At 67.4% G+C, this 25554-nt stretch carries 25 protein-coding genes; 13 read left to right on the top strand and 12 right to left on the bottom strand.

The window, feature by feature from the left end; translation table 11 throughout:
• Nucleotides 1-64: 64 nt before the first annotated feature.
• Genes ISP14_RS05610 through ISP14_RS05600 form a run of 3 tightly spaced genes read left to right on the top strand, consistent with a single transcriptional unit; the run spans nucleotide 65 to nucleotide 4652 of the window.
• A complete protein-coding gene (locus ISP14_RS05610) occupies nucleotides 65-811 on the top strand; it encodes a fimbrial biogenesis chaperone (protein WP_404536955.1) in 747 nt (248 codons plus the stop codon).
• Nucleotides 808-3567, top strand: a complete 2760-nt coding sequence (locus ISP14_RS05605; RefSeq protein WP_404536953.1) for a fimbria/pilus outer membrane usher protein — start codon at nucleotides 808-810, stop codon at nucleotides 3565-3567. Before ISP14_RS05610 ends, ISP14_RS05605 begins: the two co-directional genes overlap by 4 nt.
• Nucleotides 3564-4652, top strand: coding sequence for a fimbrial protein (locus tag ISP14_RS05600; protein WP_404536950.1), 1089 nt, complete (start codon nucleotides 3564-3566; stop codon nucleotides 4650-4652). Before ISP14_RS05605 ends, ISP14_RS05600 begins: the two co-directional genes overlap by 4 nt.
• A 70-nt stretch (nucleotides 4653-4722) precedes the next feature.
• Here ISP14_RS05600 and ISP14_RS05595 read toward each other — a convergent pair whose 3' ends face one another.
• Nucleotides 4723-5082, bottom strand: coding sequence for a hypothetical protein (locus ISP14_RS05595; RefSeq protein ID WP_404536947.1), 360 nt, complete (start codon nucleotides 5080-5082; stop codon nucleotides 4723-4725).
• 284 nt (nucleotides 5083-5366) lie between these two features.
• Entirely contained in the window at nucleotides 5367-6128 is a 762-nt protein-coding gene (locus ISP14_RS05590; RefSeq protein ID WP_404536945.1) for a ferredoxin--NADP reductase, read from the bottom strand.
• A gap of 95 nt (nucleotides 6129-6223) precedes the next feature.
• Between ISP14_RS05590 and ISP14_RS05585 the strand changes: the two genes are divergently transcribed.
• The 3 genes from ISP14_RS05585 to ISP14_RS05575 are packed head-to-tail and all read left to right on the top strand — an operon-like array spanning nucleotide 6224 to nucleotide 8665.
• Nucleotides 6224-7168 (top strand): ABC transporter ATP-binding protein, encoded by a 945-nt coding sequence (locus tag ISP14_RS05585; RefSeq protein ID WP_404536942.1) that lies wholly within the window; start codon nucleotides 6224-6226, stop codon nucleotides 7166-7168.
• Nucleotides 7165-7944 carry an ABC transporter permease gene (locus ISP14_RS05580; RefSeq protein ID WP_404536940.1) on the top strand — a complete coding sequence of 260 codons (780 nt, stop codon included), beginning with the start codon at nucleotides 7165-7167 and terminating at the stop codon, nucleotides 7942-7944. Before ISP14_RS05585 ends, ISP14_RS05580 begins: the two co-directional genes overlap by 4 nt.
• Nucleotide 7945: 1 nt before the next feature.
• Nucleotides 7946-8665 carry a pseudouridine synthase gene (locus ISP14_RS05575; RefSeq protein ID WP_404536938.1) on the top strand — a complete coding sequence of 240 codons (720 nt, stop codon included), beginning with the start codon at nucleotides 7946-7948 and terminating at the stop codon, nucleotides 8663-8665.
• Between the two features lie 97 nt (nucleotides 8666-8762).
• Here the strand turns inward: ISP14_RS05575 and tsaD are convergent, their stop codons facing one another.
• Nucleotides 8763-9785: a tRNA (adenosine(37)-N6)-threonylcarbamoyltransferase complex transferase subunit TsaD gene (gene tsaD / locus ISP14_RS05570; protein ID WP_404537139.1), complete on the bottom strand. Its 1023-nt coding sequence runs from the start codon at nucleotides 9783-9785 to the stop codon at nucleotides 8763-8765.
• 136 nt (nucleotides 9786-9921) lie between these two features.
• Between tsaD and rpsU the strand changes: the two genes are divergently transcribed.
• Complete coding sequence (gene rpsU, locus ISP14_RS05565) at nucleotides 9922-10137, top strand: 30S ribosomal protein S21 (RefSeq protein WP_077483322.1); 216 nt, start codon at nucleotides 9922-9924, stop codon at nucleotides 10135-10137.
• Between the two features lie 185 nt (nucleotides 10138-10322).
• Nucleotides 10323-10769 (top strand): GatB/YqeY domain-containing protein, encoded by a 447-nt coding sequence (locus ISP14_RS05560; protein ID WP_404536935.1) that lies wholly within the window; start codon nucleotides 10323-10325, stop codon nucleotides 10767-10769.
• On the opposite strand, the gene ISP14_RS05555 is transcribed toward ISP14_RS05560, so the two are convergent.
• Entirely contained in the window at nucleotides 10766-11062 is a 297-nt protein-coding gene (locus tag ISP14_RS05555; RefSeq protein WP_404536933.1) for a hypothetical protein, read from the bottom strand. The genes ISP14_RS05560 and ISP14_RS05555 overlap by 4 nt on opposite strands.
• A 169-nt stretch (nucleotides 11063-11231) precedes the next feature.
• Between ISP14_RS05555 and ISP14_RS05550 the strand changes: the two genes are divergently transcribed.
• Nucleotides 11232-11402 carry a DUF1328 domain-containing protein gene (locus tag ISP14_RS05550; protein ID WP_404536931.1) on the top strand — a complete coding sequence of 57 codons (171 nt, stop codon included), beginning with the start codon at nucleotides 11232-11234 and terminating at the stop codon, nucleotides 11400-11402.
• 92 nt (nucleotides 11403-11494) lie between these two features.
• On the opposite strand, the gene ISP14_RS05545 is transcribed toward ISP14_RS05550, so the two are convergent.
• Nucleotides 11495-12130 (bottom strand): GNAT family N-acetyltransferase, encoded by a 636-nt coding sequence (locus ISP14_RS05545; RefSeq protein ID WP_404536929.1) that lies wholly within the window; start codon nucleotides 12128-12130, stop codon nucleotides 11495-11497.
• Between the two features lie 140 nt (nucleotides 12131-12270).
• On the opposite strand from ISP14_RS05545, the gene dnaG reads away from it, so the two are divergent.
• Nucleotides 12271-14004, top strand: a complete 1734-nt coding sequence (dnaG, locus tag ISP14_RS05540) for a DNA primase (RefSeq protein WP_404536926.1) — start codon at nucleotides 12271-12273, stop codon at nucleotides 14002-14004.
• A 79-nt stretch (nucleotides 14005-14083) separates the two neighbouring features.
• Nucleotides 14084-14704 (top strand): DedA family protein, encoded by a 621-nt coding sequence (locus ISP14_RS05535; RefSeq protein WP_404536924.1) that lies wholly within the window; start codon nucleotides 14084-14086, stop codon nucleotides 14702-14704.
• A 53-nt stretch (nucleotides 14705-14757) separates the two neighbouring features.
• Here ISP14_RS05535 and ISP14_RS05530 read toward each other — a convergent pair whose 3' ends face one another.
• The 3 genes from ISP14_RS05530 to ISP14_RS05520 all read right to left on the bottom strand — a co-directional run bounded on the left by ISP14_RS05530 (nucleotide 14758) and on the right by ISP14_RS05520 (nucleotide 19682).
• The gene (locus tag ISP14_RS05530; protein WP_404536921.1) at nucleotides 14758-16416 is read right to left on the bottom strand and encodes a Na/Pi cotransporter family protein; all 1659 of its coding nucleotides are present in this window, start codon (nucleotides 16414-16416) and stop codon (nucleotides 14758-14760) included.
• 245 nt (nucleotides 16417-16661) lie between these two features.
• Nucleotides 16662-19301, bottom strand: coding sequence for a magnesium-translocating P-type ATPase (mgtA, locus tag ISP14_RS05525; protein WP_404536918.1), 2640 nt, complete (start codon nucleotides 19299-19301; stop codon nucleotides 16662-16664).
• Between the two features lie 174 nt (nucleotides 19302-19475).
• Nucleotides 19476-19682, bottom strand: a complete 207-nt coding sequence (locus ISP14_RS05520) for a hypothetical protein (protein WP_404536915.1) — start codon at nucleotides 19680-19682, stop codon at nucleotides 19476-19478.
• Between the two features lie 455 nt (nucleotides 19683-20137).
• On the opposite strand from ISP14_RS05520, the gene ISP14_RS05515 reads away from it, so the two are divergent.
• The gene (locus tag ISP14_RS05515; protein ID WP_404536912.1) at nucleotides 20138-21736 is read left to right on the top strand and encodes a tetratricopeptide repeat-containing sulfotransferase family protein; all 1599 of its coding nucleotides are present in this window, start codon (nucleotides 20138-20140) and stop codon (nucleotides 21734-21736) included.
• A 9-nt stretch (nucleotides 21737-21745) separates the two neighbouring features.
• Here ISP14_RS05515 and cyoE read toward each other — a convergent pair whose 3' ends face one another.
• Genes cyoE through ISP14_RS05495 form a run of 4 tightly spaced genes read right to left on the bottom strand, consistent with a single transcriptional unit; the run spans nucleotide 21746 to nucleotide 25126 of the window.
• On the bottom strand, nucleotides 21746-22648 hold the full coding sequence (cyoE, locus tag ISP14_RS05510; RefSeq protein ID WP_404536909.1) for a heme o synthase: 903 nt from the start codon (nucleotides 22646-22648) through the stop codon (nucleotides 21746-21748).
• On the bottom strand, nucleotides 22645-23808 hold the full coding sequence (locus ISP14_RS05505; RefSeq protein WP_404536907.1) for a COX15/CtaA family protein: 1164 nt from the start codon (nucleotides 23806-23808) through the stop codon (nucleotides 22645-22647). The genes cyoE and ISP14_RS05505 overlap by 4 nt, the downstream gene beginning before the upstream one ends.
• Entirely contained in the window at nucleotides 23808-24377 is a 570-nt protein-coding gene (locus ISP14_RS05500) for a hypothetical protein (RefSeq protein ID WP_404536905.1), read from the bottom strand. The genes ISP14_RS05505 and ISP14_RS05500 overlap by 1 nt, the downstream gene beginning before the upstream one ends.
• Nucleotides 24374-25126 (bottom strand): SURF1 family protein, encoded by a 753-nt coding sequence (locus ISP14_RS05495; protein WP_404536903.1) that lies wholly within the window; start codon nucleotides 25124-25126, stop codon nucleotides 24374-24376. Before ISP14_RS05495 ends, ISP14_RS05500 begins: the two co-directional genes overlap by 4 nt.
• A 56-nt stretch (nucleotides 25127-25182) precedes the next feature.
• On the opposite strand from ISP14_RS05495, the gene ISP14_RS05490 reads away from it, so the two are divergent.
• Nucleotides 25183-25398, top strand: a complete 216-nt coding sequence (locus ISP14_RS05490) for a twin transmembrane helix small protein (protein WP_404536901.1) — start codon at nucleotides 25183-25185, stop codon at nucleotides 25396-25398.
• The last annotated feature ends 156 nt before the right edge of the window (nucleotides 25399-25554 follow it).

The following is a 25554-nucleotide window of genomic DNA, read 5'->3' as shown; positions in this document are numbered from 1 at the left end:
GCTGCCGTATTCGCAGGAATGCGGCAGCCTGCTGCACCCCTTTCCCCCCTCGCAAGAGATACCCATGAAGATCCTGACCCGTGCACTTGGCGCGGCTTCGATCGCTTTGTGCCTGGCGATGCCGCCAGCCCATGCCAGTGTCGTCATCGGCGGCACCCGCGTCGTGTTTTCCGCCCAGCAGGGCGAGGACACCGTGCGCCTGTCCAATCCGAGCGACAATCCCGCACTGGTCGAAGCATGGATCGACACGGGCGACCCGAAATCGACGCCGGACAGCGTCAGCACGCCATTCCTGATCACGCCGCCGCTGTTCCGCATGGATGCGCACAAGGACCAGAGCCTGCGGATCATCTATACCCAGGGTTCCCAGCCGCTGCCGGCCGACCGCGAGTCGCTGTTCTGGCTGAACGTGCTGGAAGTCCCGCCCAAGCCCAGCGGCCCGCAGTACGCCGGCCGCAACTACCTGCAGTTCGCGATCCGTTCGCGGCTGAAGCTTTTCTATCGCCCGGCCAACCTGCCGGGCAACGCGATACAGGCGCCCGACAAGCTGAGCTTCAAGGCTGCCGACGGCGCGGGTGCGGCGCTGGTAGCGCACAACCCGACCCCGTACTACCTCACGATCAGCTCGCTGTCGTTCAGCGCTGACGGCAAGCCGATCGATGGCGCCACCGGCATGATCGCGCCGTTCGGCGACCTGCGCGTGCCGCTGAAGGGCCTGGCGAAGGCGCCGGCCGCGGGCACGCCCATCACCTTTGCCACCATCAACGACTTCGGCGCGACCGACGTTCACAAGGGCACCGTGGCGCCATGACCTTGCGCCGCGCCACGCACCACCACCCGATCGGGCGCCATGCCGCGCTCGCGGTGGCGTGTGGCCTGGCGCTGGCTGCTATCGCGAGCTGCCCGCGTCCTGCGCGGGCGGCCAGCGCCGTGGATGCATCGCCCGACGCCAGCGCCGGAGGCGGCTTCGCCAACTTCGATCGCAGCATGCTGGCGGGAGCCGGGCGCGGCACCACGGATCTCTCGCGCTTCGAACACGGAAACCCGGTGCTGTCGGGCATCTACAACCTCGACGTCTATCTCAATCAACGCTGGGTGGGACGCATGGATGTGCGCTTCAGCGCACCGTCCAAGGACGCCAACGCCGTACCGTGCGTCAGCACCGAGCTGCTCGACCGCCTGGGCCTGGTACCTCCCAAGACCGGCGCCGAGGCGGCTGCGAAGCTGTCGTCCCCGTCCGACTGCGTGAGTCTCGGCGACTTGATCCCCGGCGCCACGCTGTCTTTCGACATGCCCTCCCTGCGCATGGATGCCAGCGTGCCGCAGATTTACATGAACCAGCGCCCGCGCGGCTGGGTCAACCCGTCCTCGTGGGATGCGGGCGTGCCGGCGTTCCTGCTCAACTACAACCTCAACAGCTACCGCACCACCAGCGGCGGGCAAGACCAGGCCAGCACCTACCTGGGCCTGCGTGCCGGCCTCAACATAGGCCTTTGGCAGTTCCGGCAGGACAGCACTGCCACGCTGCAGTCGGGCACCGGCCTGCCGACCCAGCGCCACTGGCACAACATCGATACCTATGTGCAGCGCGCGCTGCCCGGGCTGGGCGCCGAACTGAGCGTGGGCGACAGCTACACCGACGGCGCCGTATTCGACAGCTACGCCCTGCGCGGCGTGCAGCTGGGCACCGACGACCGCATGCTGCCGCAGTCGCTGCGCGGCTACGCGCCGGTGGTACGTGGCGTGGCCTACACCAACGCCAAGGTCACGGTGACCCAGAACGGCGTGCAGATCTACCAGACCACCGTCGCTCCCGGTCCGTTCGTGATCGACGATCTCTACCCCACCGGCTACGGCGGCGACTTGATCGTCAACGTGACGGAGGCCGACGGCCGCCAGCACAGCATCGCCGTGCCCTACGCTTCGGTGGCGCAATCGTTGCGCCCCGGTGTCACCCGTTTTGACATCGCCGCCGGCCAGCTGCGCGATACCACCTTGCAGGATCGGCCCAACGTGGTCCAGGCCACGGTGCAGCACGGCTTCACCAACCGCCTCACCGGCTACGCCGGCGTGCAGGGTTCGGAAGGCTACGCCGCGGCGCTGGTCGGTGGCGCGTTCAACACGCGCTTCGGCGCGCTGGCGCTGGACATCACGCAGGCCCACGCAAGCATTCCCGGCCATGGCACCTACGACGGGCAGAGCTTCCGCATCAGCTACAGCAAGATCATCCCGGAAACCAATACGTCGCTGAGCGTCGCCGCCGACCGTTACTCCACCAGCGGCTTCCTGAGCTTGAGCGACGCCGAAACCGCGCGCTACTACGCCAACCACGGCATGGATGCGCTGCAATACCAGTCGTCGAACGTGCAGACGATCGACGGCCTGCCCGTGCAGAGCCTGCTTACGCCGGCCCAGCTCGCCGCGCTGAGCGGCACCGTTTACAACAGCAACAGTCTCTATACCGCCCGCGGCCTGCTGCAGCAGCGCAACCGTTTCACCCTGACGCTCAGCCAGCAGCTCGGCCAGAGCGGCGGCTCGCTGTACGCCAACGCCACGATCAACAACTACTGGAACCGCGGCGGCAACGACACCCAGTTCCAGGTGGGCTACAACAACCATTTCAAGCGCCTGACCTATGGCGTCTCGGTCAGCCGCGGGCGCATGGCGCTGGGCGGCTACGACAACCAGATTTCCTTCAACGCCAGCCTGCCGCTGGGCCACTCCGCGCATACGCCGAGCATCTCGTTCAATCTCGATCACGACACCAGCGGCGGCACGCAGGAACAGGCCACCCTCAACGGCACGCTGGGCCAGTGGAACCAGTTCACCTACGGCGCCACCGCCTCGCACGGCGGCAACGGCATCGGCAACGCCTACAGCGTGAACGCCGGCTACAACAGCCCTTACGCCACGTTCAACGCCAGCGTGGGCAACGGCAGCGGCTACTCGCAGGCATCCGTCGGCGCCAACGGCGCGGTGGCCATCCACGCGGGCGGCATCACCTTTGGCCAGTCGACCGGCGACACCGTCGCCATCGTGCACGCGCCCGGTGCCGCGGGCGCGCACATCCTCAGCGCGCCTGGCCTCAGCGTCGACCACGCCGGCTATGCGCTGGTGCCGTACCTCACCCCTTACCAGCTCGACACCATCCAGATCGACCCGCAAGGCCTGCCACTAGGGGTGCAGATGGACGCCACCAGCGCCCAGGTGGCACCGTATGCCGGCGCCGTGGTGATGGTGGATTTCAAGAGCAAGTCCGGTCACCCGCTGATTGCGCGCATCCGCCTGTCCGATGGCACGCCGGCCCCGTTTGGCGCCCAGGTATTCAACGCCAAGAACGAAGCGCTGGGCGTGGTCGGACAGGCCGGTCTGACGCTGTTGCGTGGCGTAGGGTCGAGCGGCGAGCTCAGCGTCCAGTGGGATGATGAGCAAGGCGTGGCGCATGCCTGCGCCTTCCCATACGCGCTGCCTGGTTCCGGCAAGGCCGCGGCAGCGTACCAGCAGATCCAGGCCACCTGCGTCGCGCGCGATACCGCGGCGCAGCCGCAGAAAGAGGGTGGAGCATGACCCGCAAGGCAACCGTCGGCACGCCACTCTCGCATCAGGCATTCTGCCCTGCGGCTGGACGACTGACGGCAACCGCTGCCGTCCCAGCTCAGGCACGGCCACACGCCAGATATGCGCAGTGGTTGGTATTTCTGCTGGCGCTGGTTGCGCTGGCCCTGTCTGGCCACGCCCATGCCACTTGCTCCAGCACCAACAATCCCGGCACCGTGACGTTTTCGCCACCCGGTGGCCAGATCACCTTGTCGAGCACCGGCGTGGCCGTGGGCACCATCCTGTGGACATCGTCGCAGGCCACCCCCGCAAATTATCCCAGCCTCAACTGCTCGGGCACCACCAACAATGGCATCGTGAGTGCCTATGGCCCGCCGACGGGTGGCGACGCGACCCTCTATCCAACCAATCTTTCATGGCTGTCTTTCCGGATTCTGCATCCGGATACGTCCAACCCTTTGTCGTCCTATCCGAACAATGCGTCCGTACCGGCGGGATTTATCGGTTTCAGCGTGGCTTCTGCCTTGCAGCTGGTGGTGACCGGACCCATCCCCCAGGGTCAACAGGGCAGCACGCAGCAAATGACCATTCCTGCCGGACAGCTCGCGCAGTGGAATGTCGACATGACGAACGGCACGAATCCTGTCGAGATTTTCAAGATCACCAACATCAACTTCGTCATCCCCACCTGCACCCCAGCGATCGACCCCACCGTGGTGACGCTCTCCGCAGTGCCCGTCACGGCTTTCAGCGGCAAGAACTCCACCGCAGGCCAACAACCGTTCCAGGTGCAATTGAACTGCGTCGCCGGCGCCAATCTCCGGATCACCTTGAGCACGACCAGCAGCTACAGCAATAACCTTGGCGTGATCAACAACACCACCGGCACCGGGTACGCCACCAACGTGGGTGTGCAGATCCTCCAGCAGGACGGCGTCAGCCCTGTCAAATTCGGCACGGCCATCTCCGAGGGTCCCACCCAGAATGGCACGATGAGCCTGCCCTTCTTCGCGCGCTATTACCAAACCTCCACTAGCAACGTGGCCGTCGGCCAAGTCAGTGCCACGGCCACCTACACGCTGACCTATCAGTAATCGCGCGACTCACCCGCTGTGCCGGACAATCGTTCGGCAACACGTCGGACCGTACCGTCCGGTCCCGCCCTCAATCGTAGGTGCGCACGATCAAGCCGGTCGCCGGCTTGCCATCGGGTCCGACAGGCGCGTAGCTGGCTAAGTAGCCGAGCAGGCGTTCATTGGCGGCACTCGCCGCGTCGATGGTTTGCACGCTGCGCGAATAGCTTCGGCCTGCATCGGCCGCGGTCTGCCCGCACACCAGGCGACGGGGTGCCTGCGCGGCCTGGAGCGGCAGCGGACCGGCCGGGTCGACCGGTACCGTGTCGGCAGCGCAAGTGGGCTCCAGCACCGCGCCGGAGAAGCTGATCCGCCCACCACTACCCGCCCACGCGCTCGACATCGCCAGCGCGACAAGCGAACCGACCATCCAGCGGCAACGACCGTTCATGATCCACCTCGCCCGGCACACGAGAAATCGCGCACCTTGGGAGGGCTGTCGGCACCTCCCATAGGGACTTGATGGTGTGCGCCGGGCACACTTCCTGAAATGTGATGTTCATCACACTCCAGAAAGAGATCGACCTGCGTACGCGGATCAGTGAGTTGGCAGTAAAGGGGGCGTCTGTGCCCACGCGGGTTTTATCGACTGCGCGATAACAAACCTGAGCCCAACGGCTCGGGCCGGCCAGCTTCCGTTCATCCGGGAACCCCGGACGCGCCATGCGACAAGGGTCAACGCGACGAGATGTACTTCTCGCGCCGGATCTGCGGCACCGGCAGGCCGCATTCCTTCAGCGCGGCGAAGGCTGCGTCGACCATGTTGGGGTTGCCACAGAGGTAGGCGATGTCGCGGCCCTCGTGGGGGGCCAGCTCGGCCAGCATGCCCTGCACATGGCCGCTGCGATCGCCGGCGCGCGGCACAGCGCGCGGCTGGCGGCTGAGGCAGCCATGGAAGGTGAAACCAGGATGGGTCTGGGCGAAGGCCTCGAACTCCTCGCCGTAGAGCAGCTCGGTCTCGTTGCGGGCGCCGTACAGCAGCACCACCTCGCGGCCGCCCTTCGCCAGCAGCTGTTCGATCTGCGGCAGCATCGCGCGGTAGGGGGTGACACCGGTGCCGGTGGCGAGCAGCAGGTAGCGCGGATGGACGTCGCCGGCCTGCAGGCAGAAGCGGCCGTAGGGGCCGCTGGCGTCGATGATGCCGCCGATCGGCAGTTCGCCCAGCAGCTTGGTGGCCGCACCGCCGTCCACGTAGCTCACCGCGATCTCGACGCGTCCGGCTTCAATCGACACGCCCGGCGCGCTGCCATCGCCCACGGTGGCCACCGAATAGCTGCGCTTGGTGGGCGTGCCGTCGTCGTAGTGGAAATGGATCTGCAGGAACTGCCCGGGCACGAAGGCCAGCGGCTGGCCGTCGACGCGTTCGAACGCGAGATGGCGCACGGTGGGCGCCAGCATGCGGCTGTCGACGAGGCGTAGCTGGAAATGGTCGGCCATGAAGGGGTTCCGGGAAACAGTGCGTGTACCCGGTGGCACCGGGCGGCGGAAGTTGGCCCGCTATAATAAAAGGCTAGCCCACTCCGGTGCAGCCCATGAGCCTTGTTCCCGCGCTCGTCGTCGACAATTTGCGCAAAACCTACGGCAACGGCGTGGAGGCCCTCAAAGGCGTCTCGCTGACCGTCCAGCCCGGCGACTTCTTCGCCCTGCTCGGCCCCAACGGCGCCGGCAAATCCACCCTGATCGGCATCCTGTCCTCCCTGGTGAACTCCAGCGGCGGCGACGCACAGGTGTTCGGCGTCTCGGTGAACCGCCAGCGCAACGAGGCGATGAAGCTGATCGGCCTGGTGCCCCAGGAGATCAACTTCAACCAGTTCGAGAAGCCGTTCGACATCTGCGTCAACGAGGCGGGCTTCTACGGCATTCCGCGGCGGATCGCCGCCGAGCGCGCGGAGAAGTACCTGAAGGAGCTGCGCCTGTGGGACAAGGCACAGCACCAGGCGCGCATGCTGTCCGGCGGCATGAAGCGGCGCCTGATGATCGCCCGCGCGATGATGAACGAGCCGAAGCTGCTGATCCTCGACGAGCCCACCGCGGGCGTAGACATCGAAATCCGCCGCTCGATGTGGCAGTTCATCAGCGGCATCAACGCGGCCGGCACCACGGTGATCCTCACCACGCACTACCTGGAGGAAGCCGAGCAGCTGTGCCGCAACATCGCGATCATCGACCACGGCACCATCGTGGAGAACACCACGATGAAGCAGCTGCTGGCCAAGCTCGACGTGGAGACCTTCGTGCTCGACGTGGCGCACGCGCCGGATGGCCTGCCCGCGCTGCCCGGCGTAGCGCTGCGCCGCGTGGACGAGCACACGCTGGAAGCGGAGATGGCGCGCACCCACGACCTCAACTCGCTGTTCGCGGCACTTACCGCGCGCGGCATCACGGTGACCTCGATGCGCAACAAGACCAACCGGCTGGAGGAGCTGTTCGTGCGGCTGGTGGAACAGGGCCGCAACGGCCAGGAGCAGGCCGCATGAGCAACGCCGCCGCCAACCTGGTCGCCCTCAACACCATCGTGCGCCGCGAAATCGTGCGCATCCTGCGCATCTGGACGCAGACGCTGATCCCGCCCGCGATCACCATGACGCTGTACTTCGTGATCTTCGGCAAGCTGATCGGTAGCCGCATCGGCACCATCCAGGGCGGCTACACCTACATGCAGTACATCGTGCCTGGCCTGGTGATGATGAGCATCATCACCAACAGCTACGGCAACATCTCCAGCTCCTTCTTCGGCGCCAAGTTCAGCCGCGCGGTGGAGGAAATGCTGGTGTCGCCGATGCCGAACTGGGTGATCCTCACCGGCTACGTGACCGGCGCGGTGGTGCGCGGCCTCGCCGTGGGCGTGCTGGTACTGGGCATCGCGCTGTTCTTCACCTCGCTGCACGTGCAGCACCCGCTGATCACCTTCGCTTCGGTGCTGCTGGGCTCGGTGATCTTCTCGCTGGCCGGCTTCGTCAACGCGGTGTACGCGAAGAAGTTCGACGACATCGCCCTGGTACCCACCTTCGTGCTCACCCCGCTCACCTACCTGGGCGGCGTGTTCTATTCGATCCAGATGCTGGGCGAGCCGTGGCAGGCGATCTCGCGGATCAATCCCATCCTGTACATGGTCAACGCCTTCCGCTACGGCGTGCTCGGCATCAGCGACGTGCACGTGGGCGTGGCGTTCGCGGTGATGCTGGGCTTCGTGGTCGCGCTCGCCGCGTTCGGGCTGCAGCTGCTCAAGCGCGGCGTCGGCTTGCGTTCGTAAGATGCGCGTCAACAAATACATCAGCGAAGCCGGCCTGTGCTCGCGCCGCGAAGCCGACGAATGGCTGATCGCCGGGCGTGTCACCATCAACGGCGAAGTCGTCGGCACCGGCGCCAAGGCGCTGGAGGGCGACGAGGTGCGCGTGGACGGCGAAGTCGTCAAAGCACGCATCCTCGCCACCACGCCGGCCGCGAAGAAGGCGGTCTACATCGCGCTGAACAAGCCAGTGGGCATCACCTGCACCACCGATCAGAGCGTGGACGGCAACATCGTCAGCTTCGTCGACCACCCGCAGCGCATCTTCCCGATCGGCCGGCTGGACAAGGATTCGGAAGGACTGATCCTGCTCACCAGCAACGGCGACATCGTCAACGAGATCCTGCGCGCGGAGAACAACCACGAGAAGGAATACCTGGTGGCGGTGAACAAGCCGGTCACCGAGGAATTCCTCGCCGGCATGGCGCGCGGCGTGCGCGTGCACGGCCAGATGACCAAGCCCTGCCGCACGCGCAAGATCGCCAAGTTCGGCTTCGCCATCGTGCTCACCCAGGGCCTGAACCGGCAGATCCGCCTGATGGCGGCCGCGTTCGACTACCGCGTGACCCAGCTGCGCCGCGTGCGCGTCGTCAACGTGAAGCTCGGCCACCTGAAGCCGGGCCAGTGGCGCAACCTCACCGATGCGGAACTGAAAGGCCTGCTGCCCGGCCGCACGCAGTGGTGAGCCGCAGCCTCCCGTAGGAGCGCACCCTGTGCGCGATGGCTCTTCGTCACGTAACGGAAAGCATCGCGCACAGGGGTGCGCTCCTACGACGAGAACATCACGCCGCAGGCAAGTCTTCCAGATTCCAGCGCGGGCGCACCTCGACCGCCTCGCCCTGATGCTGCCCGCCGGCAAGGCGGATCGCGCCGGCCAGCGCGATCATCGCGCCATTGTCGGTACAGAACGCCAGACGCGGGAAATAGGTACGGAAGCCATCCTTTTCGCCCGCTGCGGCGAGTTCCGCGCGCAGGCGGCGGTTGGCGCCGACGCCGCCGGCGATCACCAGCCGGTGGGTGTCGGTGGCCTGCAGCGCACGGCGGCACTTGATCAGCAAGGTGTCGACGATCGCCTCCTCGAAGCCACGGGCGATGTCGGCGCGGGTCTGCTCGCTCTTGTCCGAGTGCTGCCAGGCCAGCAGCACCTGGGTCTTGAGGCCGGAGAAGCTGAAATCCAGCCCGGGCCGGTCGGTCATCGGCCGCGAGAAACGGAATACGCCGGGCCGGCCCTGTTCGGCCAGCTTCGCCAGAGCGGGGCCGCCGGGATACGGCAGGCCCATCAGCTTGGCGGTCTTGTCGAAGGCTTCGCCGGCAGCATCGTCCAAGGTGTCGCCCAGGATGCGGTACTCGCCGATCGCCTTCACCTCGACCAGCAGCGAATGCCCGCCGGACACCAGCAGGGCCACGAACGGCGGCTCCGGCGGGTCGTCCTCCAGCAGCGGCGCCAGCAGGTGGCCCTCCATGTGGTGCACCCCGATCGCCGGCACGCCCAGCGCCCAGGCCAGCGCCCGGCCCGCCGCCGCCCCCACCAGCAGGGCGCCGACCAGGCCGGGGCCGGCGGTATACGCCACCCCGCCCAGGTCGGCGGGCTGCAGGCCGGCCTCGGCCAGCGCTTCGCGCACCAGCGGCAGCAGTTTGCGCACGTGGTCGCGGCTGGCCAGCTCCGGCACCACCCCGCCGTAGTCGGCATGCAGCTTGACCTGGCTGTACAGGGCATGGGCCAGCAGACCGCGGCCCGGCGCCTCCGGCTGCCAGCGCAGGATCGCCACGCCGGTCTCGTCGCAGGAGGATTCGATGCCCAGCACCGGCTTGCCCGTCACGGGCAGGCGGCTGTCGGCCTCTGGATTCGGCTTTGAAAATCTGTCGTCAGACACGGTATACTTCGCGGCTCGCCGTATTCAACAGTCCCGGAAGCGGGACAGATTAACACTCGGAGTTTCCATGCCCAACGTCAAAGTCCGCGAGAACGAGCCGTTCGAGATTGCTCTGCGCCGTTTCAAGCGTACCTGCGAGAAGGCCGGTGTCCTCGCCGAAACGCGCAAGCGCGAGTTCTACGAGAAGCCGACCCAGGAGCGCAAGCGCAAGCGTGCCGCCGCGGTGAAGCGTCACCTGCGCCGCCTGTCGCGCGACGTCTCGCGCAAGACCCGGCTGTACTGAGTTTCCCTGGCTCCGCCTCTCTGGCGGACGGCGGCGCCCTGCGCCGCACCTGCAGGAAACGCGGTCGGCGCGGACATTCGCAGCCACCGCGCGCATCCGGAATTCGACTGGCCGGTGTTGCCGCAAGGCAACGCCGGCCTTGTCGTTTCCGTAAAATCCCCTTTCCGCCATCCGGAACACCTGCCATGACGCTCAAACAGCAGATCACCGACGACATGAAGACCGCCATGCGCGGCGGCGACAAGCACCGCCTCGGCGTGATCCGGCTGATCCTGGCCGCGGTCAAGCAGCGCGAGGTGGACGAGCGGATCGAGCTGGACGACGCCCAGACCCTGGCCGTGCTGGAAAAGATGCTCAAGCAGCGCCGCGACTCGGTAAGCCAATACGCCGGCGCCGGCCGCGAGGACCTGGCCGACGTCGAGCGCGCCGAGATGACGGTGATCGAGGCCTACCTGCCCGCCCAGCTCGACGAAGCCGAGCTGGACGCGCTGATCGATGCCGCCATCGCCGGCACCGGCGCCAGCTCGCCGCGCGACATGGGCAAGGTGATGGCCGCGGTAAAGGAAAAGGCTGCCGGCCGCGCCGACATGGCCCAGGTCTCGACGCGCATCAAGGCGAAGCTGGCGGGCTAACGCCAGCGCATCGACCAGGCGAACAGCAGGACCAACAGCAAGGCGGCCGCGACGGCACCGGCCAACCTGAGCCGGCGCCGGCACAGACGCTGCCAGTTCGGCCGATCCAGGAACCAGCGCCCCGAGGCAGGGCTGCGCAGCACGGCGAGGCTGGCCAACTGCTGCCAGGCCATGCCCACCGGCAAGCCCAGCTGCTCGACGCTGCGCGCGCTGTCCACCGTGACCGCGCCGGCCTGTTCGAACGCACGCACGATCGCGCGCTGCCTGCGCATCAGCATCGCCGTCAACAGCATCGCTTTCTCCCGAATCCGGTGCCGCGGCAGCTTGCCGATGGCGCCGGCCTGGCGCAAGCCACATGCATTGCGTTCACGAGCGCGCCGTTACAAGCAAGGTGCCGCGGATACCCCCGACCCGCGGCTCTCTTCCCTCGCATGCGGCCATCGTCGGCCGCAGGAGTAACGCATGCTCCGATGGGCCATCATCTTCGCCATCATCTCGCTGGTCACCGGCATGCTCGGTTTCCGCGGCATTTCCGGCGTGGCCGCCACCATCGCCAGGTTCCTGTTCGCGATCTTCCTGATCCTGTTCCTGATCGCCGTGCTGGCCGTGATCGGGGTGTTCCGCATCCTTTGACGCCCGCCGATCCATGACCCCTGGATTCACCTCGGCATGGCGAGTCCGGCAGCCCCTCTCCGGCAGGGGGTGGAGAAAGTGCCGCACCCTGTTTACCCGAGCACCCGTTCCATCCGCCGGTGATCCGGTACCGCGCCCTGCGCATTGGCCAGCGCGGAATGCCGCTCGCCTGTCACCTCGAAGCCCAGCCGCTCGTACAAGGCCTGCGCCCGCGGGTTGCTCGCGGCCACGTCCAGCACCATGCGTCGTCGCCCTTGCTGTAGGCCACGCCGGACCAGCTCGTCGATCAAGGCCTGCCCGATGCCCTGCCCACGCAGGGCCGGCGATACCCCCAGGTGCGCGAGGTAGTGCATGCCGCGGGCAGGTGGCGGGATCACCTGCTCCACCCGCAGCCCGCGTGCGATCACCCCTGGCGCACGGCGCAGGCCATAGTGCGCAAGGATCTGCCGCGCCGCGGCCAGCGTGAACGCCAGCGGCGTCTCGCCACCGTAGCCTGCGCCCGTTGCCACCACCACGCCCTCGCATTCGCCCACCACGTGATTGCGCCAGCCGAACTCGCCGGCGCCATCGACAAAGGCGCGGTGCAGGAAGGACTGCGCGTCGCCGTGTCCGGGCAGCGCGAAAACGTAGTCGAACGCCGCCGGGCCGGAGCTGTAGATCAACGGCACCACGGCCCCCGCGTCCTGCGCGGTGGCTACCCGAAACTGCACTGCCGGACTGTCTGCCATCACCTTCCCCGCCTGGGCCTGCTGCATGCTAGCCAGCAGCAAGGGCGCGGCCAGGCGAGGACCCGCGGATTGGCCGCATCGCCACCCGTACCTGGCCGGTTCGCCCCCGTGGGGGATCGACCCTCTAAACTACGGGGCCTATGCGCGGCCTGATCCCCGACAGCTTCATCGACGAACTGCTCGCCCGCGTCGACATCGTCGACGTGATCGAGCGGCGCGTGCCGCTCAAGAAAGCGGGACGCGAGTGGACGGCATGCTGCCCGTTCCACGACGAACGCACGCCCTCGTTTTACGTCAGCCCCGCCAAGCAGTTCTTTCATTGCTTCGGCTGCGGCGCGCACGGCAGCGCGATCAAATTCCTGATGGACTACGAGCGGCTGGAATTCCCCGACGCCGTGGAGGAGCTGGCGCAGTCGGTGGGCCTCACCGTGCCGCGCGAAGGTGGCCGCGACGATCGCCCGCGCGAGGACAAGACTGACCTCTACGCCCTGCTCGACGCCTGCGCAGGCTGGTACCAGGGGCAGCTGCCGAAAAACACCGAGGCGCAGGCCTATTGCAGGAAGCGCGGACTGGACGCCGACACCATCGCGCGCTTTCGCCTCGGCTGGGCACCGGCCGGCTACGACGGCGTGACCAAGGCGCTGGGCAACAGCCCGCGGCGGATGGAACTGCTCGGCGAGGCAGGCATGGTCTCCACCGGCGAGCGCGGCAGCAAGTACGACCGCTTCCGCGAACGGCTGATGTTCCCCATCCTCGACCGCCGCGGGCGCGTTATCGCGTTCGGCGGGCGAGTGCTGAGCTCGGAGCAGTCGCCCAAGTACCTCAACTCCCCCGAAACGCCGCTGTTCCACAAGGGCCGCGAGCTGTTCGCGCTGTGGCAGGTGAAGCAGGCCAACGCGAACCTGCAGCGCATCGTGGTGGTCGAGGGCTACATGGACGTGATCGCGCTGCACCAGGCCGGCCTGCCGATCGCGGTAGCCACGCTGGGTACCGCGACCACGCCCGAGCACACCGAACTGCTGTTCCGCGCCGCACCCGACGTGGTGTTCTGTTTCGACGGCGACCGTGCCGGCCGCGCCGCCGCGTGGAAAGCGCTGGACGCCGCGCTGCCACGGCTGCGCGACGGACGGCAGGCCTACTTCCTGTTCCTGCCCGATGGCGAGGACCCGGACACCTTGGTGCGCAAGGAAGGCAGGGACGGCTTCGAGCAGCGCCTGAAGCATGCCACGCCGCTGTCCGACTACTTTTTCGACGAACTGGCGCGCGACGTGGACATGGCCAGCCTCGATGGCCGCGCCCGCCTCGCCGAACGCGCGCGGCCGCTGATCGCGCGGCTGCCCGACGGCGCGTTCCGCGACCTGATGGCGCAGGAACTGGAAAAGCGCAGCGGCGCCAGCGCGCGGCTGCAAGCCGATCCCGCCGCGCATCGCGCGGTGCAGCGCCCGGTGGCCGCGCAACGCTCGCTGGTACGCAGCGCGATCGCCCTGCTGCTGGCCCAACCCGGCGTGGCCGACCAGGTGGAGAAGCCTTACCGCTTCCAGCGCCTGGACAAGCCCGGCGTGGGCTTGCTCGCCGAACTGCTCGACATCGCACGCAGCCGCCCCGGCATCAACCCGGCCATGCTGGTGGAGCATTTCGCCGAACGCCCGGAGTATCCCTCGCTGCAAAAGCTGATGGCCGCCCTCGTCCCGGGCGAACCGGAGATGCAGCGCACCGAGTTCCTCGATGCGCTGGCCAAGCTGGAGCGCGAGGCCATCGTGCAGCGCAAGGCCGAGCTGATGTCCAAGGACAGGAGCATGCTGAGCGAGGAGGAGAAATCCGAACTGCGCGATATTCTTTCGATACGCATCAGTCCGCTTCTGGGCCGCCAGTGACCACGACCCTTGCGCAACCACGAGTCACCTCGCCGCCGCAAGAATGGCCTGCGTCACGTTTTTCATCTAAAAGACAGCAATGGACCTGCTTGAACGACTGATCACGATCTTCGCCGAGAACGGCTACGTCGCGGTGTGGATCGCGCTGACGATCTGCGGCCTCGGCCTGCCGCTGCCGGAGGACGTCACCCTGGTCGCCGGCGGCGTGATCGCGGGACTGGGCTACGCCAACGTGCACGCGATGTTCGCGATGTGCATGATCGGTGTGCTGCTAGGCGACGCCACCGTGTTCCTGCTCGGCCGCCGTTACGGCAACGCCATGCTGAAATGGCGCTGGATCGCCCGCCTGCTTCCGCCGGAGCGCTTCGAGGTGGTGCAGCACAAGTTCGCGCGCTACGGCAACCGCGTGCTGTTCGTCGCCCGCTTCCTGCCCGGCATGCGCACCACCATCTACCTCTCCGCCGGCGCCACGCGGCGGGTGTCGTTGCTGCGCTTCCTGCTGATCGATGCGATCGCCGCGCTGATCAGCGTGCCGGTGTGGGTGTACCTGGGCTATTTCGGCGCCGACAACCACGTGTGGCTGATGAAGTGGATGCAGCGCGGCCAGAACAGCATGTGGCTGCTGCTCGGCCTCGCGCTGCTGTGCGTGCTGTGGCTGTGGTGGCGGCATCGCCGCCAACGCATCAGCCAGGACGATTAGCCGGTTCAATATCGCCGCGCGGCCGGCGCCACGGTGATGTATCGAACGGGCCCTTAGCGCGACGCTTCGCCCGCCGCGGTGGCACGCAGCCTGTCCTGCAGCATGCCCGCGCGTTCCAATACCGGATAAGCCAGCGAAGCCAGGTGCGAGTGGATACGCTTCAGGTCGCGCAGGATGCGCAGGTAGACGTCGCCGGCACCGCCATCGTCGCGACGCTCGCGCAATGCGCGGATGTGCCGCTCGGAGATCTCGTTCTCCAGCCGCCACAGCACTTCCTTGCGCGCCACCAGCTGTTGCGCCGCACGCCGGTCGCTGCGCAGGAACACCGCCCAGGCCAACTGCAGGCTCTCCATCACCTGCGCGTGCATGCGCGCCAGGTCCTGGATGTCGTCGGCGCTGAAATCCTGGCCGCGTTCGGCCTTCTTGGCGGCGAACTCCATCAGGTTGTTCGCGGTGATGTCGCCAACGTGCTCGATGTTGATCACGAAGCCGAGAATCTCCTGGCTGCGCTCGCCATCCTCATCGTTCAACGACTCGTTGCCCAACTCGGCAAGGTATTCGCGGATCGCCACGCCGAGCCGGTCGAGGATGGCGTCCATCCGGCCGATCGCGGCGGCGCGCACGCGATCGTCCTTGCCGAACACCTCGACCAGGCCTTTGAGCATGTTCTCGACCATGTCGGCCATGCGCATGGCTTCGCGCGCGGCGTTCGCCAGCGCCACGTTGGCGGCGTCCAGCGCACCCTCGTCCAGGTATTGCGGCACGCCGGCATCGGCCGGCTGCGGCGGCTCGGGCAACAGGCGCACCAGCAGCTGCGCCAGTCGCTGCACCGGCAGGATGAACACCAGCGCCAGTGCCAGGTTGAAGCCCGTGTGGAAGTTCACCGCCATGCGCGCCGGCGAGTCGCCCAGCTGTGACAACAGCTCGGTCAGCGGGTGCAACAGCGGCACGCAGACCACACAGCCGAACGCACGGACCAGCAGGTTGCCCAGCGGCAGGCGGCGCGCCAGCGGTGTACTGGCGTCGAACAGCGCCGGCAAGGTGCCGCCCAGGTTCGCGCCCAGCACCAGGGCAAGCGCGCCCTGCGCGTCGACCACGTGCGCGGTGGCCAGCGAGGTGACCAGCAGCACCACTGCCACGCTGGAATGGCAGGCCCAGGTGAGCAGCGCCGCCACCAGCAAGGCCAGCACCGGCTCGCTGGCGAGGCTGTGCAGCGCAGTGCGCAGCAGGGCGGTGTCTTCCACCGGCGCCATCGACACCACCAGCATGTGCAGCGCCAGCAGCATCAGGCCCAGCCCGATCGCGCAACGGCCGAGGTTCTCGTAGCGTGCGTCGTCGCTGCGCCGGTACACCACGAAACCGGCCAGCACCAGCACCGGCGCCACCAGCGCGATGTCGAACGACAACAGCTGCACTACCAGGGTGGTACCCACGTTTGCGCCCAGCATCACCACCAGCCCAGGCACCAGGCCGAGGAAGCCGTTCGCTGCGAACGAGGTGGCCATCATGCCGGTAGCGGTACTGCTCTGCAGCAGCGCGGTCATGCCGAGGCCGAAGCAGAACGCGGCGGAGCGATGGCTGAGGTAACGCCCCAGCCAGCGGCGCAGCGCGCTGCCGTAGCCGCGCAGCACGCCGCTGGTGACCATGTGCGTGCCCCACAGAAGCAGGGCCACGTAGCCTGCAATGTCCAGCAGGACCAGGGTTCCTTTCATGATGTGCTCCGGATTGAATGAGGCCCACGGTTCGGCCATGGCGGAACCGTGGGCCGGCGCCCTTTATGCCGTTCGCGCCGAGCGTAGCTTGCGACAGCAAGCGAAGTCGAAGCGCCGACCGCCCTTCGGCCACCCCGTTCCCATGGCGCGGCCACCCATGGCGGCTACCCGCTCTGCCCTGGGTGACCAACGGCTCAGGGCGAGAACGGGAAGCCGCCCTCTACCCGACGTGGAGAGGGGTCAACTTACAGCCAGCGCCCGTAGCGACGGATGTAGATCAGCTTCACCAGCTGGGTCAGCGCGCAATAGGTGAGCACGGTGGCCGCCACCCAGGCGAAGTACACCGGCGGCAACGGCAGCATGCCGATCTTCGCGCCCAGCCCGGTGTACGGGATCACCATGCCGATGATGATGATCGCGGTGGTGAGCCCCAGCACCGGGGCCGCTGCCGCGCTCTGCAGGAACGGGATGCGCCGGGTGCGGATCATATGCACGATCAGGGTCTGCGTGAGCAGGCTCTCGATGAACCAGCCGGACTGGAACAGCGCCTGGTGCGCCGGCCCGTTCGCACCGAACACGTGCCACATCAGCCAGAACGTGGTCATGTCGAAGATCGAACTGACCGGGCCGATCCACACCATGAAGCGGCCGATGTCGCTGGCGTCCCACTTGCGCGGCTTGCGCAGGTATTCGTCGTCCATGCGATCGAAGGGGATCGACAGCTGCGAGATGTCGTACAGCAGGTTCAGCACCAGGATCTGCAGCGGCAGCATCGGCAGGAACGGCAGGAACGCGCTCGCCACCAGCACGCTGAACATGTTGCCGAAGTTCGAGCTGGCGGTCATCTTGATGTACTTGATGATATTGCCGAAGGTGACGCGCCCTTCCAGCACGCCCTCCTCCAGCACCATCAGGTTCTTTTCCAGCAAGATGATGTCGGCCGACTCCTTGGCGATGTCGGTGGCGGTGTCCACCGAGATGCCGACGTCGGCGTCGTGCAGCGCCGGCGCATCGTTGATGCCGTCGCCGAGGAAGCCCACGGTGTGGCCCTGGCGCTGCAGCGACTTCACCACGCGCGCCTTCTGCAGCGGCGACATCTTGGCGAACACCGTGGTGCGCTTCACCAGCGCGTCCAGCGCATCGTCGTCCATCGGCTCGATGTCGCGGCCCTGCACGGAGTGCGTGACGTCCAGCCCCACCTCGCGACAGATCTTGCGCGTCACCGCCTCGTTGTCGCCGGTGATCACTTTCACCTCGACGCCGTGCTGGTGCAGGGCGCCGATCGCGGTGGCGGCCGAGTCCTTCGGCGGATCGAGGAAGGCAAGGCAGCCCACCGCGGTGAGCCCGCTTTCATCGGCTACGCTCCAGGCGCGTTCGGCAGCCGGTTCGCGGCGCACCGCCACCACAAGCACGCGCAGGCCGTCCTCGTTGAGCCGGTGCGTCATCGCCTTGATCTCGCGGCGGCGCTCGTCGGTCATCGGCTCCACCGTGCCGCCGACCTGCGCATGGGCGCAGATCGCCAGCATCTCTTCCACCGCGCCCTTGCAGATCAGCAGGTGCTCGCGGCCGCCATCGGTCACCACCACCGACATGCGCCGGCGCTGGAAGTCGAACGGGATCTCGTCCACCACGCGGAAGCGCGCCGCGGTCGGCTCCAGGTCGCGGTGCTCCAGCACCGCCTTGTCCATCAGGTTCTTCAGGCCGGTCTGGAAGCGGCTGTTGAGGTAGCCGTATTCCAGCGCGTCTTCCGACTCCTCACCATCCAGGTCGAGATGGCGCTCCAGCACGATCTTGTCCAGCGTCAGCGTGCCTGTCTTGTCGGTGCACAGCACGTCCATCGCGCCGAAGTTCTGGATCGCGTTGAGCCGCTTCACCACCACCTTGCGCTTGGACATCGCGATCGCGCCCTTGGCGAGGTTCGCGGTGACGATCAGCGGCAGCATCTCGGGCGTCAGGCCCACCGCCACCGAGAGCGCAAACAGGAACGCCTCGGTCCAGTTGTGCTTGTCCAGGCCGTTGATCAGGAAGACGATCGGCACCATCACTGCCATGAAGCGGATCAGCAGCCAGCTCACCGAGTTCACGCCGCGGTCGAAGCTGGTCTGCACGCGCTGCCCGGTCATGCTGTGCGCCAGCGAACCGAGGTAGCTGCGCGCGCCGGTGGCCACCACCACCGCGGTGGCGGTGCCGGAGATCACGTTGGTGCCCATGTAGCAGATCGTGGGCAGGTCGAGCGGGTTGCTGGTCGCCTCGCCGCCTTGCGCGTGCGCCGGTGCGGCCTTCTCCACCGGCAGCGATTCGCCGGTGAGGATCGCCTGGCTGATGAACAAGTCCTTGGCGGTGAGCAGGCGCAGATCGGCGGGCACCATGTCGCCGGCGCCCAGGTGCACGATGTCGCCGACCACCAGCTCGCCCACCGGCACCTCGATCTGCTCGCTGTGGCCGTCGGAAGCCTGCCGCGTCACCGTCGCGGTGTTGCGCACCATCGCCTTCAGCTTCTCGGCGGCGCGCGAGGAGCGATATTCCTGAGTGAAGCTCAGCAGCACGCTGATGCCCACCATCACCGCAATGATGATCGGCCCGGTGATGTCATCGCCATCGGTGAACAGCTGTACGCCGGCCAGCACCAGCAGCACGATGATGAACGGATTCTTGAACGCACGCAGCAGCTGCACCGACCAGTGCGGCGGCTTCTCGTGCGACACCTCGTTGGCGCCGTCGCGATGCAGCCGTTCGGTGATGTGCTCCTCGTCCAGGCCGTGCGCGGACGTCTCGAGCGCGGCCAGCAAGGCATCGTTGTCGCGAAACGCTTCCTGCGCCGCGAGCACATGCGCCGGGGCGGGCGCTGCAGCCTTGACGGTCGAGCGGGAGAAGGACTTGCTCATGGATCGCTACCGTTGTTCGAGGGAATCCGCGCCGCGGCAGCGTGTCGGCGCCTGCCGACTACCTGGGCGGAACGTCCACCGTGGACCTGGCGGCGGCCGCTCGGACCACCGGACACAGACTGCACCCCCGCCGCACTGGCGGAGGCCAGCACCTGCGGAGCGCGCGCGCGTGCATCAATGACTGGATGCCAGTTGCAGATGACGCGGCGAAGACAACGATGCGACGGCACGCTTTTCGATCTGGCGCGGTGCCTCGACGGACGGAGCAACCAGCGGTGCCGGCACGGTCACGACAAAGTCGCGCCGGCGCGCATCGCGGCGTGCGGCGAACAGGCTGCGGCGGGGAGCCCGCAGACGGAGAAAATCGCGAAGGAGCTTCATGGGCCCATCTCCTCGGTTACGGCGCGCGGCGCCGTCGGAGATGAGCCGGCGTTTCCTAGTCTAGGAAAGAACCGGCCGACCGCTGGCGGCTGCCGCAGGCGTTCAGCTTGTTATGCATTGCCGGCACCCGATGCGAGCGGATGTCGACGTTGCGACTAGGGTAAACGTCCATATGCCTTGGTTAGTCAGGACAGGATGCCGTTCGACACGGCGTGCCGTACGGCCCGCGCATTGTGGTGCTGCAGTGCGAAAGTGTCAATCCATTTCGGCTCGGCCGCGCGCTCGCGGAGCGCGTCCCTTCGTGTCGAAGCGGCCGGCGCGCATGGCCATCGGGCTGTCCGCCACCACGGTTTGGATCAAGGCATCGCTGGGACGCTGCGCGGAAAACGGGCACCATTGTCGGCCACGGCGATGCCGTTCAGGCACGCAGCATGGCGATACACGGCGAACCGCTCATGAATCCAGCTCCGCACACCCTTGCGCAAGTCGAAGCCCTCGTGTCGCAGGCCGCTGCGGCCCTGGCCAACCGCGAACCGGCCAAGGCCGGCGCGCTGGCCGAACAGGCGATGCGGCTGCAACCGGATCATGCAGCGGCCCAGCACCTGACCGGCCGTGCCCTGCTCGAACTCAATCAGCTCGGTCCGGCGCTGGACCACCTGCGCCAGGCCGCATCGCTCGATTCGAGCAACGCCGAGTACCTCACGCATCTCGCCCGCGCCCTGGCGCGGGCCAGGCGCCTTGGCGAAGCCCTGCAAGTAGCCAACATCGCCTCCGCCCGGCCACCGACCGCGGCAGAGACGCCGCTCCTGCTCGGCATGACCTACATGGACTGCAACGTGCACGAACGGGCCAACATCGCCTTCCGGCGCGCCGTGGCGATGGCACCGCAGCACCCGCTGTGCCATTTCAACCTCGGCGTCACGCTGGCGTTCACCGGCGACATCGACCAGGCCGAGGCATCGTTCGATACCTGCCTCGCGCTGCAGCCCGACTTCTGGCCTGCCTACGGCCTGCGCTCACGCCTGCGCCGGCAGACCGCCGCGCGCAACCATGTCGCGCAGCTGCAGGCGCTGCTGCACGAACACGCGACGAACGACGAAGCGCAGATGCACCTGCACATGGCGCTGGGCAAGGAATGCGAGGACCTGGGCGAGTTCGGCGACGCGTTCGCGCACTTCACCCGCGGCAAAGCGGCCCGCAGCCACCACCGCCGCTACGACAGCACGCAGGACAGCGCGCTGGTCGACGCGCTCATCCGCGCCTTCCCGGAGCCGCGCCCGCATACGCAAGGCTATGGCAGCGACGAACCGATTTTCATCGTCGGCATGCCACGTTCTGGCACCACCTTGGTGGAGCGGATCATCTCCAGCCATCCCCAGGTCCATTCCGCCGGCGAGCTGACGAATTTCCCATGGGCCGTGAAGCAGCTGTCTGAGGCCAGGCAGGCTCCCTTGCTCAGCGCGGCCGTGGTCGACGGCGCCAGGAACGTCGACCTCGAGCTGCTCGGCTTGCGCTATATCGACGGCACCCGGCCGCAGACAGCCTGCAAGCCGCGCTTCATCGACAAGCTGCCGCACAATTTCCTGCATGCCGGCTTCATCGCGCATGCGCTGCCCAAGGCAACGATCATCTGCCTGCGCCGCAACCCGATGGACACCTGCCTGAGCAACTTCCGCGAGTTGTTCCAGGAGAACTCGGCGTTCCACGGCTACTCGTTCGACCTGCTCGACATCGGCCGCTTCTATATCCAGTTCGAACGCATGATGGCGCACTGGCGCCGGGTCCTGCCGGGGCGGATCCTGGAAATCGACTACGAAACGCTGGTAGCCGAACAGGAAGCGAGCACGCGCCGCCTGCTCGACTTCTGCGGCTTGCCGTGGCACGAGGCCTGCCTGCATTTCGAGCGCAATCCGTCGGCGGTGGCCACCGCCAGCACCGTCCAGGCGCGCGAGCCGATCCATCGCAATGCGGTCCGCCGCTGGGAAAAATACGGCGAGCTGCTGGCACCGCTGGAACAGTTGCTCAACGACGCGGGCATCGCCACCCGCGACTGAGCCGATGGCTCAAGCCGCCCGCTGCCAGGCCAGCGCGTGATCCAGCAGCGGCACGGCCAGCCAATGGTCGGCCAGCAGGAAGGCGAACAGCGCCATCAGGTAGATCACCGAATACTTGAACACGCGCATCGCGAAGAAATCGTCCGGCGGATTCAACAGGCGGATGGCGTAGTACAGGAAGCCCGCGCCCAACACCACCGCGCCGCCAAGGTAGAGCCAGCCGCTGTAGCCGGTGATCGCCGGCAGCAGGGTCACCAGCACCAGCAGCACGGTGTAGAACAGCACCTGCCAGCGCGTGTAGGCCACGCCGTGGGTCACCGGCAGCATCGGCACGCCGGCGCGCGCGTAATCGTCGCGGCGGAAGATCGCCAGCGCCCAGAAGTGCGGCGGCGTCCACACGAAGATGATCAGGCACAACTGCAGTGCGAACGGATGCAACGCGCCGGTCACCGCGGTCCAGCCCAGCACCGGCGGAATCGCGCCGGCAAGGCCGCCGATCACGATGTTCTGCGGCGTAGCGCGCTTGAGGTAGGCCGTGTAGACCAGTGCGTAGCCGATCAGCCCGGCGAAGGTGAGCCAGGCGGTGAGGCCGTTCACCAGCAGCGCCAGTACCAGCATCGAGACGACGCCGATCGCGATCGCAAACACCAGCACCTGCCACGGCTTGAGCTGCCCGGTGGCCAGCGGGCGCCGTGCGGTGCGCGCCATCAGCTTGTCGATGCGCTGGTCGATCAGGTGGTTGAACGCCGCCGCCGAGCCGGAGGCCAGCCAGATGCCCAGCGTGCCGAACACCAGCGCCCGCCACGGCGGAATGCCGGGCACGGCGAGGAACATGCCAATCACCGCGCAGAACACCAGCAGCGCCACCACGCGCGGCTTGGTCAGCTGCAGGTACTCGCCCAGCATGCTCATCGCAGGACTCCCGCGACGTCATGCCTGCGCTGCGTGCGCGCCATCGTCGCCACCAGGGTGAACAGCAACAGCGCCGCCATACCGTTGTGCGCCGTCGCCACCGGCAGCGGCAGACCGAAGTGCACGTTGCTGATGCCCAGCAGCACCTGGCAGACCAGTGCCGTCGCCACCGCGATGCCGCACCAGCGCAGGCTATGCCGCGCCAGCCGATGCGACAGCCAGCCGAGGTAGCAGAACACCACCAGCGCGCCGATCCGGTGCGCCATCTGGATCGCGGTGCGCGCGCTCTGGTCGAGAATGCCGCCCTCGAAATCCACGCCGATGCCGCGCCACAGGATGAAGCCCTGGTGGTAGTCGCCCGGCGGCCACCACTGGTCCAGGCATTTCGGGAACGCCGCATCGCCGAAGCCGCAGGCCAGCGCCGCGTAGTTCGACGAAGTCCAGCCGCCCAGCGCGATCTGGCAGGCCAGCAGCACGATGCCGAGGATCACCAGCCGGCGCAGCCCCGCCAGCGCATCGTCCGCCGCGCCCACGCCGGCAAAGCGCACGGCCGCGTAGCCCAGCAAGGCGAACGTGGCCATGCCGCCCAGCAAGTGCCCGGTCACCACGATGGGCTTGAGCAGCAAGGTCACCGTCCACATGCCCAGCATCGCCTGGAAGATGATCACGCCCAGCGCCACCAGGCAGACCCGCCATGCTGCGGGACGCTGCAGCGCCAGCGCCGCAGCCAGCGGCAGCGCGATCGCGCACACCGCCAGCAGCGAGGACCAGTGGTGTTCACCGCGCATGTACATCGCCACGCCCACCGCGGCGAGCACCGCACTGGCAACCAGCGACAGCTGCGCCCAGCGCCGCCGCCATGCCGCCGCGAAAGCCAAGGCCAGCACCAGCACACCCAGCGTGCCGGCCAGCATGCGGTGCACCTGTTCGCGCCAGGCCTTGTGCGCCTCATAGGGACGATCGGGGAAGGTCGCGTCAGCCTTCGCCACCGCCTGCGCATGCTGCGGCCAGGTGGCCTCGCCGTAGCAGGTGGGCCAGTCCGGGCAGGACAGGCCTGCGTTGGACAGGCGTACGAAGCCGCCAAACATCACCAGCCCGAACGCGAACACGGCCGCCAGCAGCGACAGCCAGCGCAGGATTTTCTGGACACGCAACGACATTACTTGATGACCTTGCTCAGATCCCGGAACAGGCCGGAGGAATCGAAACCGGCAGGATAGCGCGCCAGCGCCGTGCCATCGGATTCCACCAGCAGCGCGCTGACGCTGTCCGGCTCGCTCGGGCGCCACTGCGCCAGTTTGCCGTCGACGTCGCTGCCGACCTGCCAGTAGTTCGCCATGCCGTCGCGCTGTGCATCCGTGGGCGGCGCCCCCACGTACAGCAGGCGCAGCCGCGACTGGTTGCGGTTGAGCATCACACGCGCCTTGGCCATCGCGGTCAATGTGGCATAGCAGCGCGTGGCGCAGTCCGGTCCCGGCAGCGCCACCAGGGTGAGCCGCGGTTCGCTGTCGCGCCAGGCCCAGTCCTTGCCGTCGGCAAGGCGCACCGGCAGCTGCTCCTGGGCGAAGTTGCGCTGGGGCAGCACCGGCAGGCCGTTGCCCCGGGCGCCGGGCTGCCAGCCGGCCAACGTGAGCGCCATCGCCAGCACGAACGGCACGGCGAAGATCGAGGCAACCAGCAACAGCTTCAGGCGGCTCTTGCGGAGCGCGGCGGGATCGGCGGCATTCATCGGGAGTCCATCGGTCGGGATTTGCGCGAACCGCGCCTGCGGTTCAGCACCAGGAGGATCACCACCACGGCGATCGCGAAAGAGAACCACTGGAACGCGTAGGCGCGATGCCGCGCCGGCGGCATGTCACCGAAATCCAGCGCGTGCACGCGCACGTAGATCGAGGCCGGGTCGGCATCCAGGCTCACCACACGCGGATACAGCGCCGCGCCGAGGTCGGCGGCGACTTGCTGCAGATCGAGATAGATCGTCTTCTTCGGCCAGTGCGCCTGCCGCGCGAGTGCGTTGCCGCCCATCGCGAAGCCCTGCCCCGGCGGCGGCAGGTAGAGGCCGTGCAAGTCCTGCATGTCTTCCGGCAACGGCGGCAGTTGCGGCGTCTGGTCGGTGCCGTTGCCGGGCAGGAAACCCAGGTCCGCCAGCAGCAAGCGGTCGGCGCCCGGCACGCGCAACGGCACGTAGACTTCCACGCCGCCGCGATCGTCGTGTTTCGGGTTGTCCAGCAGATAGATGCGGTCAGCCAGGTAGCGGCCCTGCAGCTGCACCCGCGGGTAGGCATCCGGCGGCGGGTGCGCGGCCACCGCGGCAAAGCCTTGCGGTGACGCGACTGCGGCCGCGGCATAGCGTCGCAGCAGGTCGTCCTTGAAGGCGGCGCGATGCAGCTGCCAGACGCCCAGGCGCACGAAAAGCACGGCTGCGACGGCCGTCAGCAGGATCGCCCACCATGGCGGACGGCGGAAGCCGCCTAGCATGGTGCGGCGCCCGCGATGGCTATACTGCCAGCACCGTATACGACCGGATCAATCACGTGGGTCCCATCTACAAATACGCGGTGGTGGTGTTGCTGCTGGTGGTGGTCTTCAGCCTCGCCCAGGCGCTGTACTACATGATGACCGACAAGAACGACGACCGGCGCATGGCCTGGGCGCTGACCCGCCGCATCGCGCTGTCGCTGCTGCTGATCGGCATGGTCGTGTTCGGCATCTGGATGGGCTGGCTGCAACCGCACGACGTCGGCCAGTGATTGTAACCGCCCGACGGCGACCATTCCCCCTCGCAGCATGAAAAAGCCCGCCATCCGGCGGGCTTTTTCATATCCGGAACCGATCCGGAGCGATGCCTTCTTGAAGAGTCCGGCCATGGATGGCCGGTTCTTGATCTTCGCTTTCCGCGACACGAC

Origin of the sequence: Dyella agri, from assembly GCF_044904705.1 — a bacterium.
Classification (GTDB): Bacteria; Pseudomonadota; Gammaproteobacteria; order Xanthomonadales; family Rhodanobacteraceae; genus Rhodanobacter_A; species Rhodanobacter_A agri.
This window is presented reverse-complemented; position numbering and strand designations above follow the sequence as displayed.

Coding starts and splice junctions, on each gene's coding strand:
- ISP14_RS05590 (WP_404536945.1), bottom strand. CDS start 6,128: ATGGCCGACCATTTCCAGCTACGCCTCGTCGACAGCCGCATGCTGGCG.
- ISP14_RS05600 (WP_404536950.1), top strand. CDS start 3,564: ATGACCCGCAAGGCAACCGTCGGCACGCCACTCTCGCATCAGGCATTC.
- ISP14_RS05595 (WP_404536947.1), bottom strand. CDS start 5,082: ATGAACGGTCGTTGCCGCTGGATGGTCGGTTCGCTTGTCGCGCTGGCG.
- ISP14_RS05605 (WP_404536953.1), top strand. CDS start 808: ATGACCTTGCGCCGCGCCACGCACCACCACCCGATCGGGCGCCATGCC.
- ISP14_RS05530 (WP_404536921.1), bottom strand. CDS start 16,416: ATGAAAGGAACCCTGGTCCTGCTGGACATTGCAGGCTACGTGGCCCTG.
- ISP14_RS05505 (WP_404536907.1), bottom strand. CDS start 23,808: ATGTCGTTGCGTGTCCAGAAAATCCTGCGCTGGCTGTCGCTGCTGGCG.
- ISP14_RS05585 (WP_404536942.1), top strand. CDS start 6,224: ATGAGCCTTGTTCCCGCGCTCGTCGTCGACAATTTGCGCAAAACCTAC.
- ISP14_RS05550 (WP_404536931.1), top strand. CDS start 11,232: ATGCTCCGATGGGCCATCATCTTCGCCATCATCTCGCTGGTCACCGGC.
- ISP14_RS05535 (WP_404536924.1), top strand. CDS start 14,084: ATGGACCTGCTTGAACGACTGATCACGATCTTCGCCGAGAACGGCTAC.
- ISP14_RS05610 (WP_404536955.1), top strand. CDS start 65: ATGAAGATCCTGACCCGTGCACTTGGCGCGGCTTCGATCGCTTTGTGC.
- ISP14_RS05580 (WP_404536940.1), top strand. CDS start 7,165: ATGAGCAACGCCGCCGCCAACCTGGTCGCCCTCAACACCATCGTGCGC.
- ISP14_RS05520 (WP_404536915.1), bottom strand. CDS start 19,682: ATGAAGCTCCTTCGCGATTTTCTCCGTCTGCGGGCTCCCCGCCGCAGC.
- ISP14_RS05560 (WP_404536935.1), top strand. CDS start 10,323: ATGACGCTCAAACAGCAGATCACCGACGACATGAAGACCGCCATGCGC.
- dnaG (WP_404536926.1), top strand. CDS start 12,271: ATGCGCGGCCTGATCCCCGACAGCTTCATCGACGAACTGCTCGCCCGC.
- ISP14_RS05500 (WP_404536905.1), bottom strand. CDS start 24,377: ATGAATGCCGCCGATCCCGCCGCGCTCCGCAAGAGCCGCCTGAAGCTG.
- mgtA (WP_404536918.1), bottom strand. CDS start 19,301: ATGAGCAAGTCCTTCTCCCGCTCGACCGTCAAGGCTGCAGCGCCCGCC.
- ISP14_RS05495 (WP_404536903.1), bottom strand. CDS start 25,126: ATGCTAGGCGGCTTCCGCCGTCCGCCATGGTGGGCGATCCTGCTGACG.
- ISP14_RS05555 (WP_404536933.1), bottom strand. CDS start 11,062: ATGCTGTTGACGGCGATGCTGATGCGCAGGCAGCGCGCGATCGTGCGT.
- ISP14_RS05515 (WP_404536912.1), top strand. CDS start 20,138: ATGAATCCAGCTCCGCACACCCTTGCGCAAGTCGAAGCCCTCGTGTCG.
- ISP14_RS05575 (WP_404536938.1), top strand. CDS start 7,946: ATGCGCGTCAACAAATACATCAGCGAAGCCGGCCTGTGCTCGCGCCGC.
- cyoE (WP_404536909.1), bottom strand. CDS start 22,648: ATGAGCATGCTGGGCGAGTACCTGCAGCTGACCAAGCCGCGCGTGGTG.
- rpsU (WP_077483322.1), top strand. CDS start 9,922: ATGCCCAACGTCAAAGTCCGCGAGAACGAGCCGTTCGAGATTGCTCTG.
- ISP14_RS05545 (WP_404536929.1), bottom strand. CDS start 12,130: ATGGCAGACAGTCCGGCAGTGCAGTTTCGGGTAGCCACCGCGCAGGAC.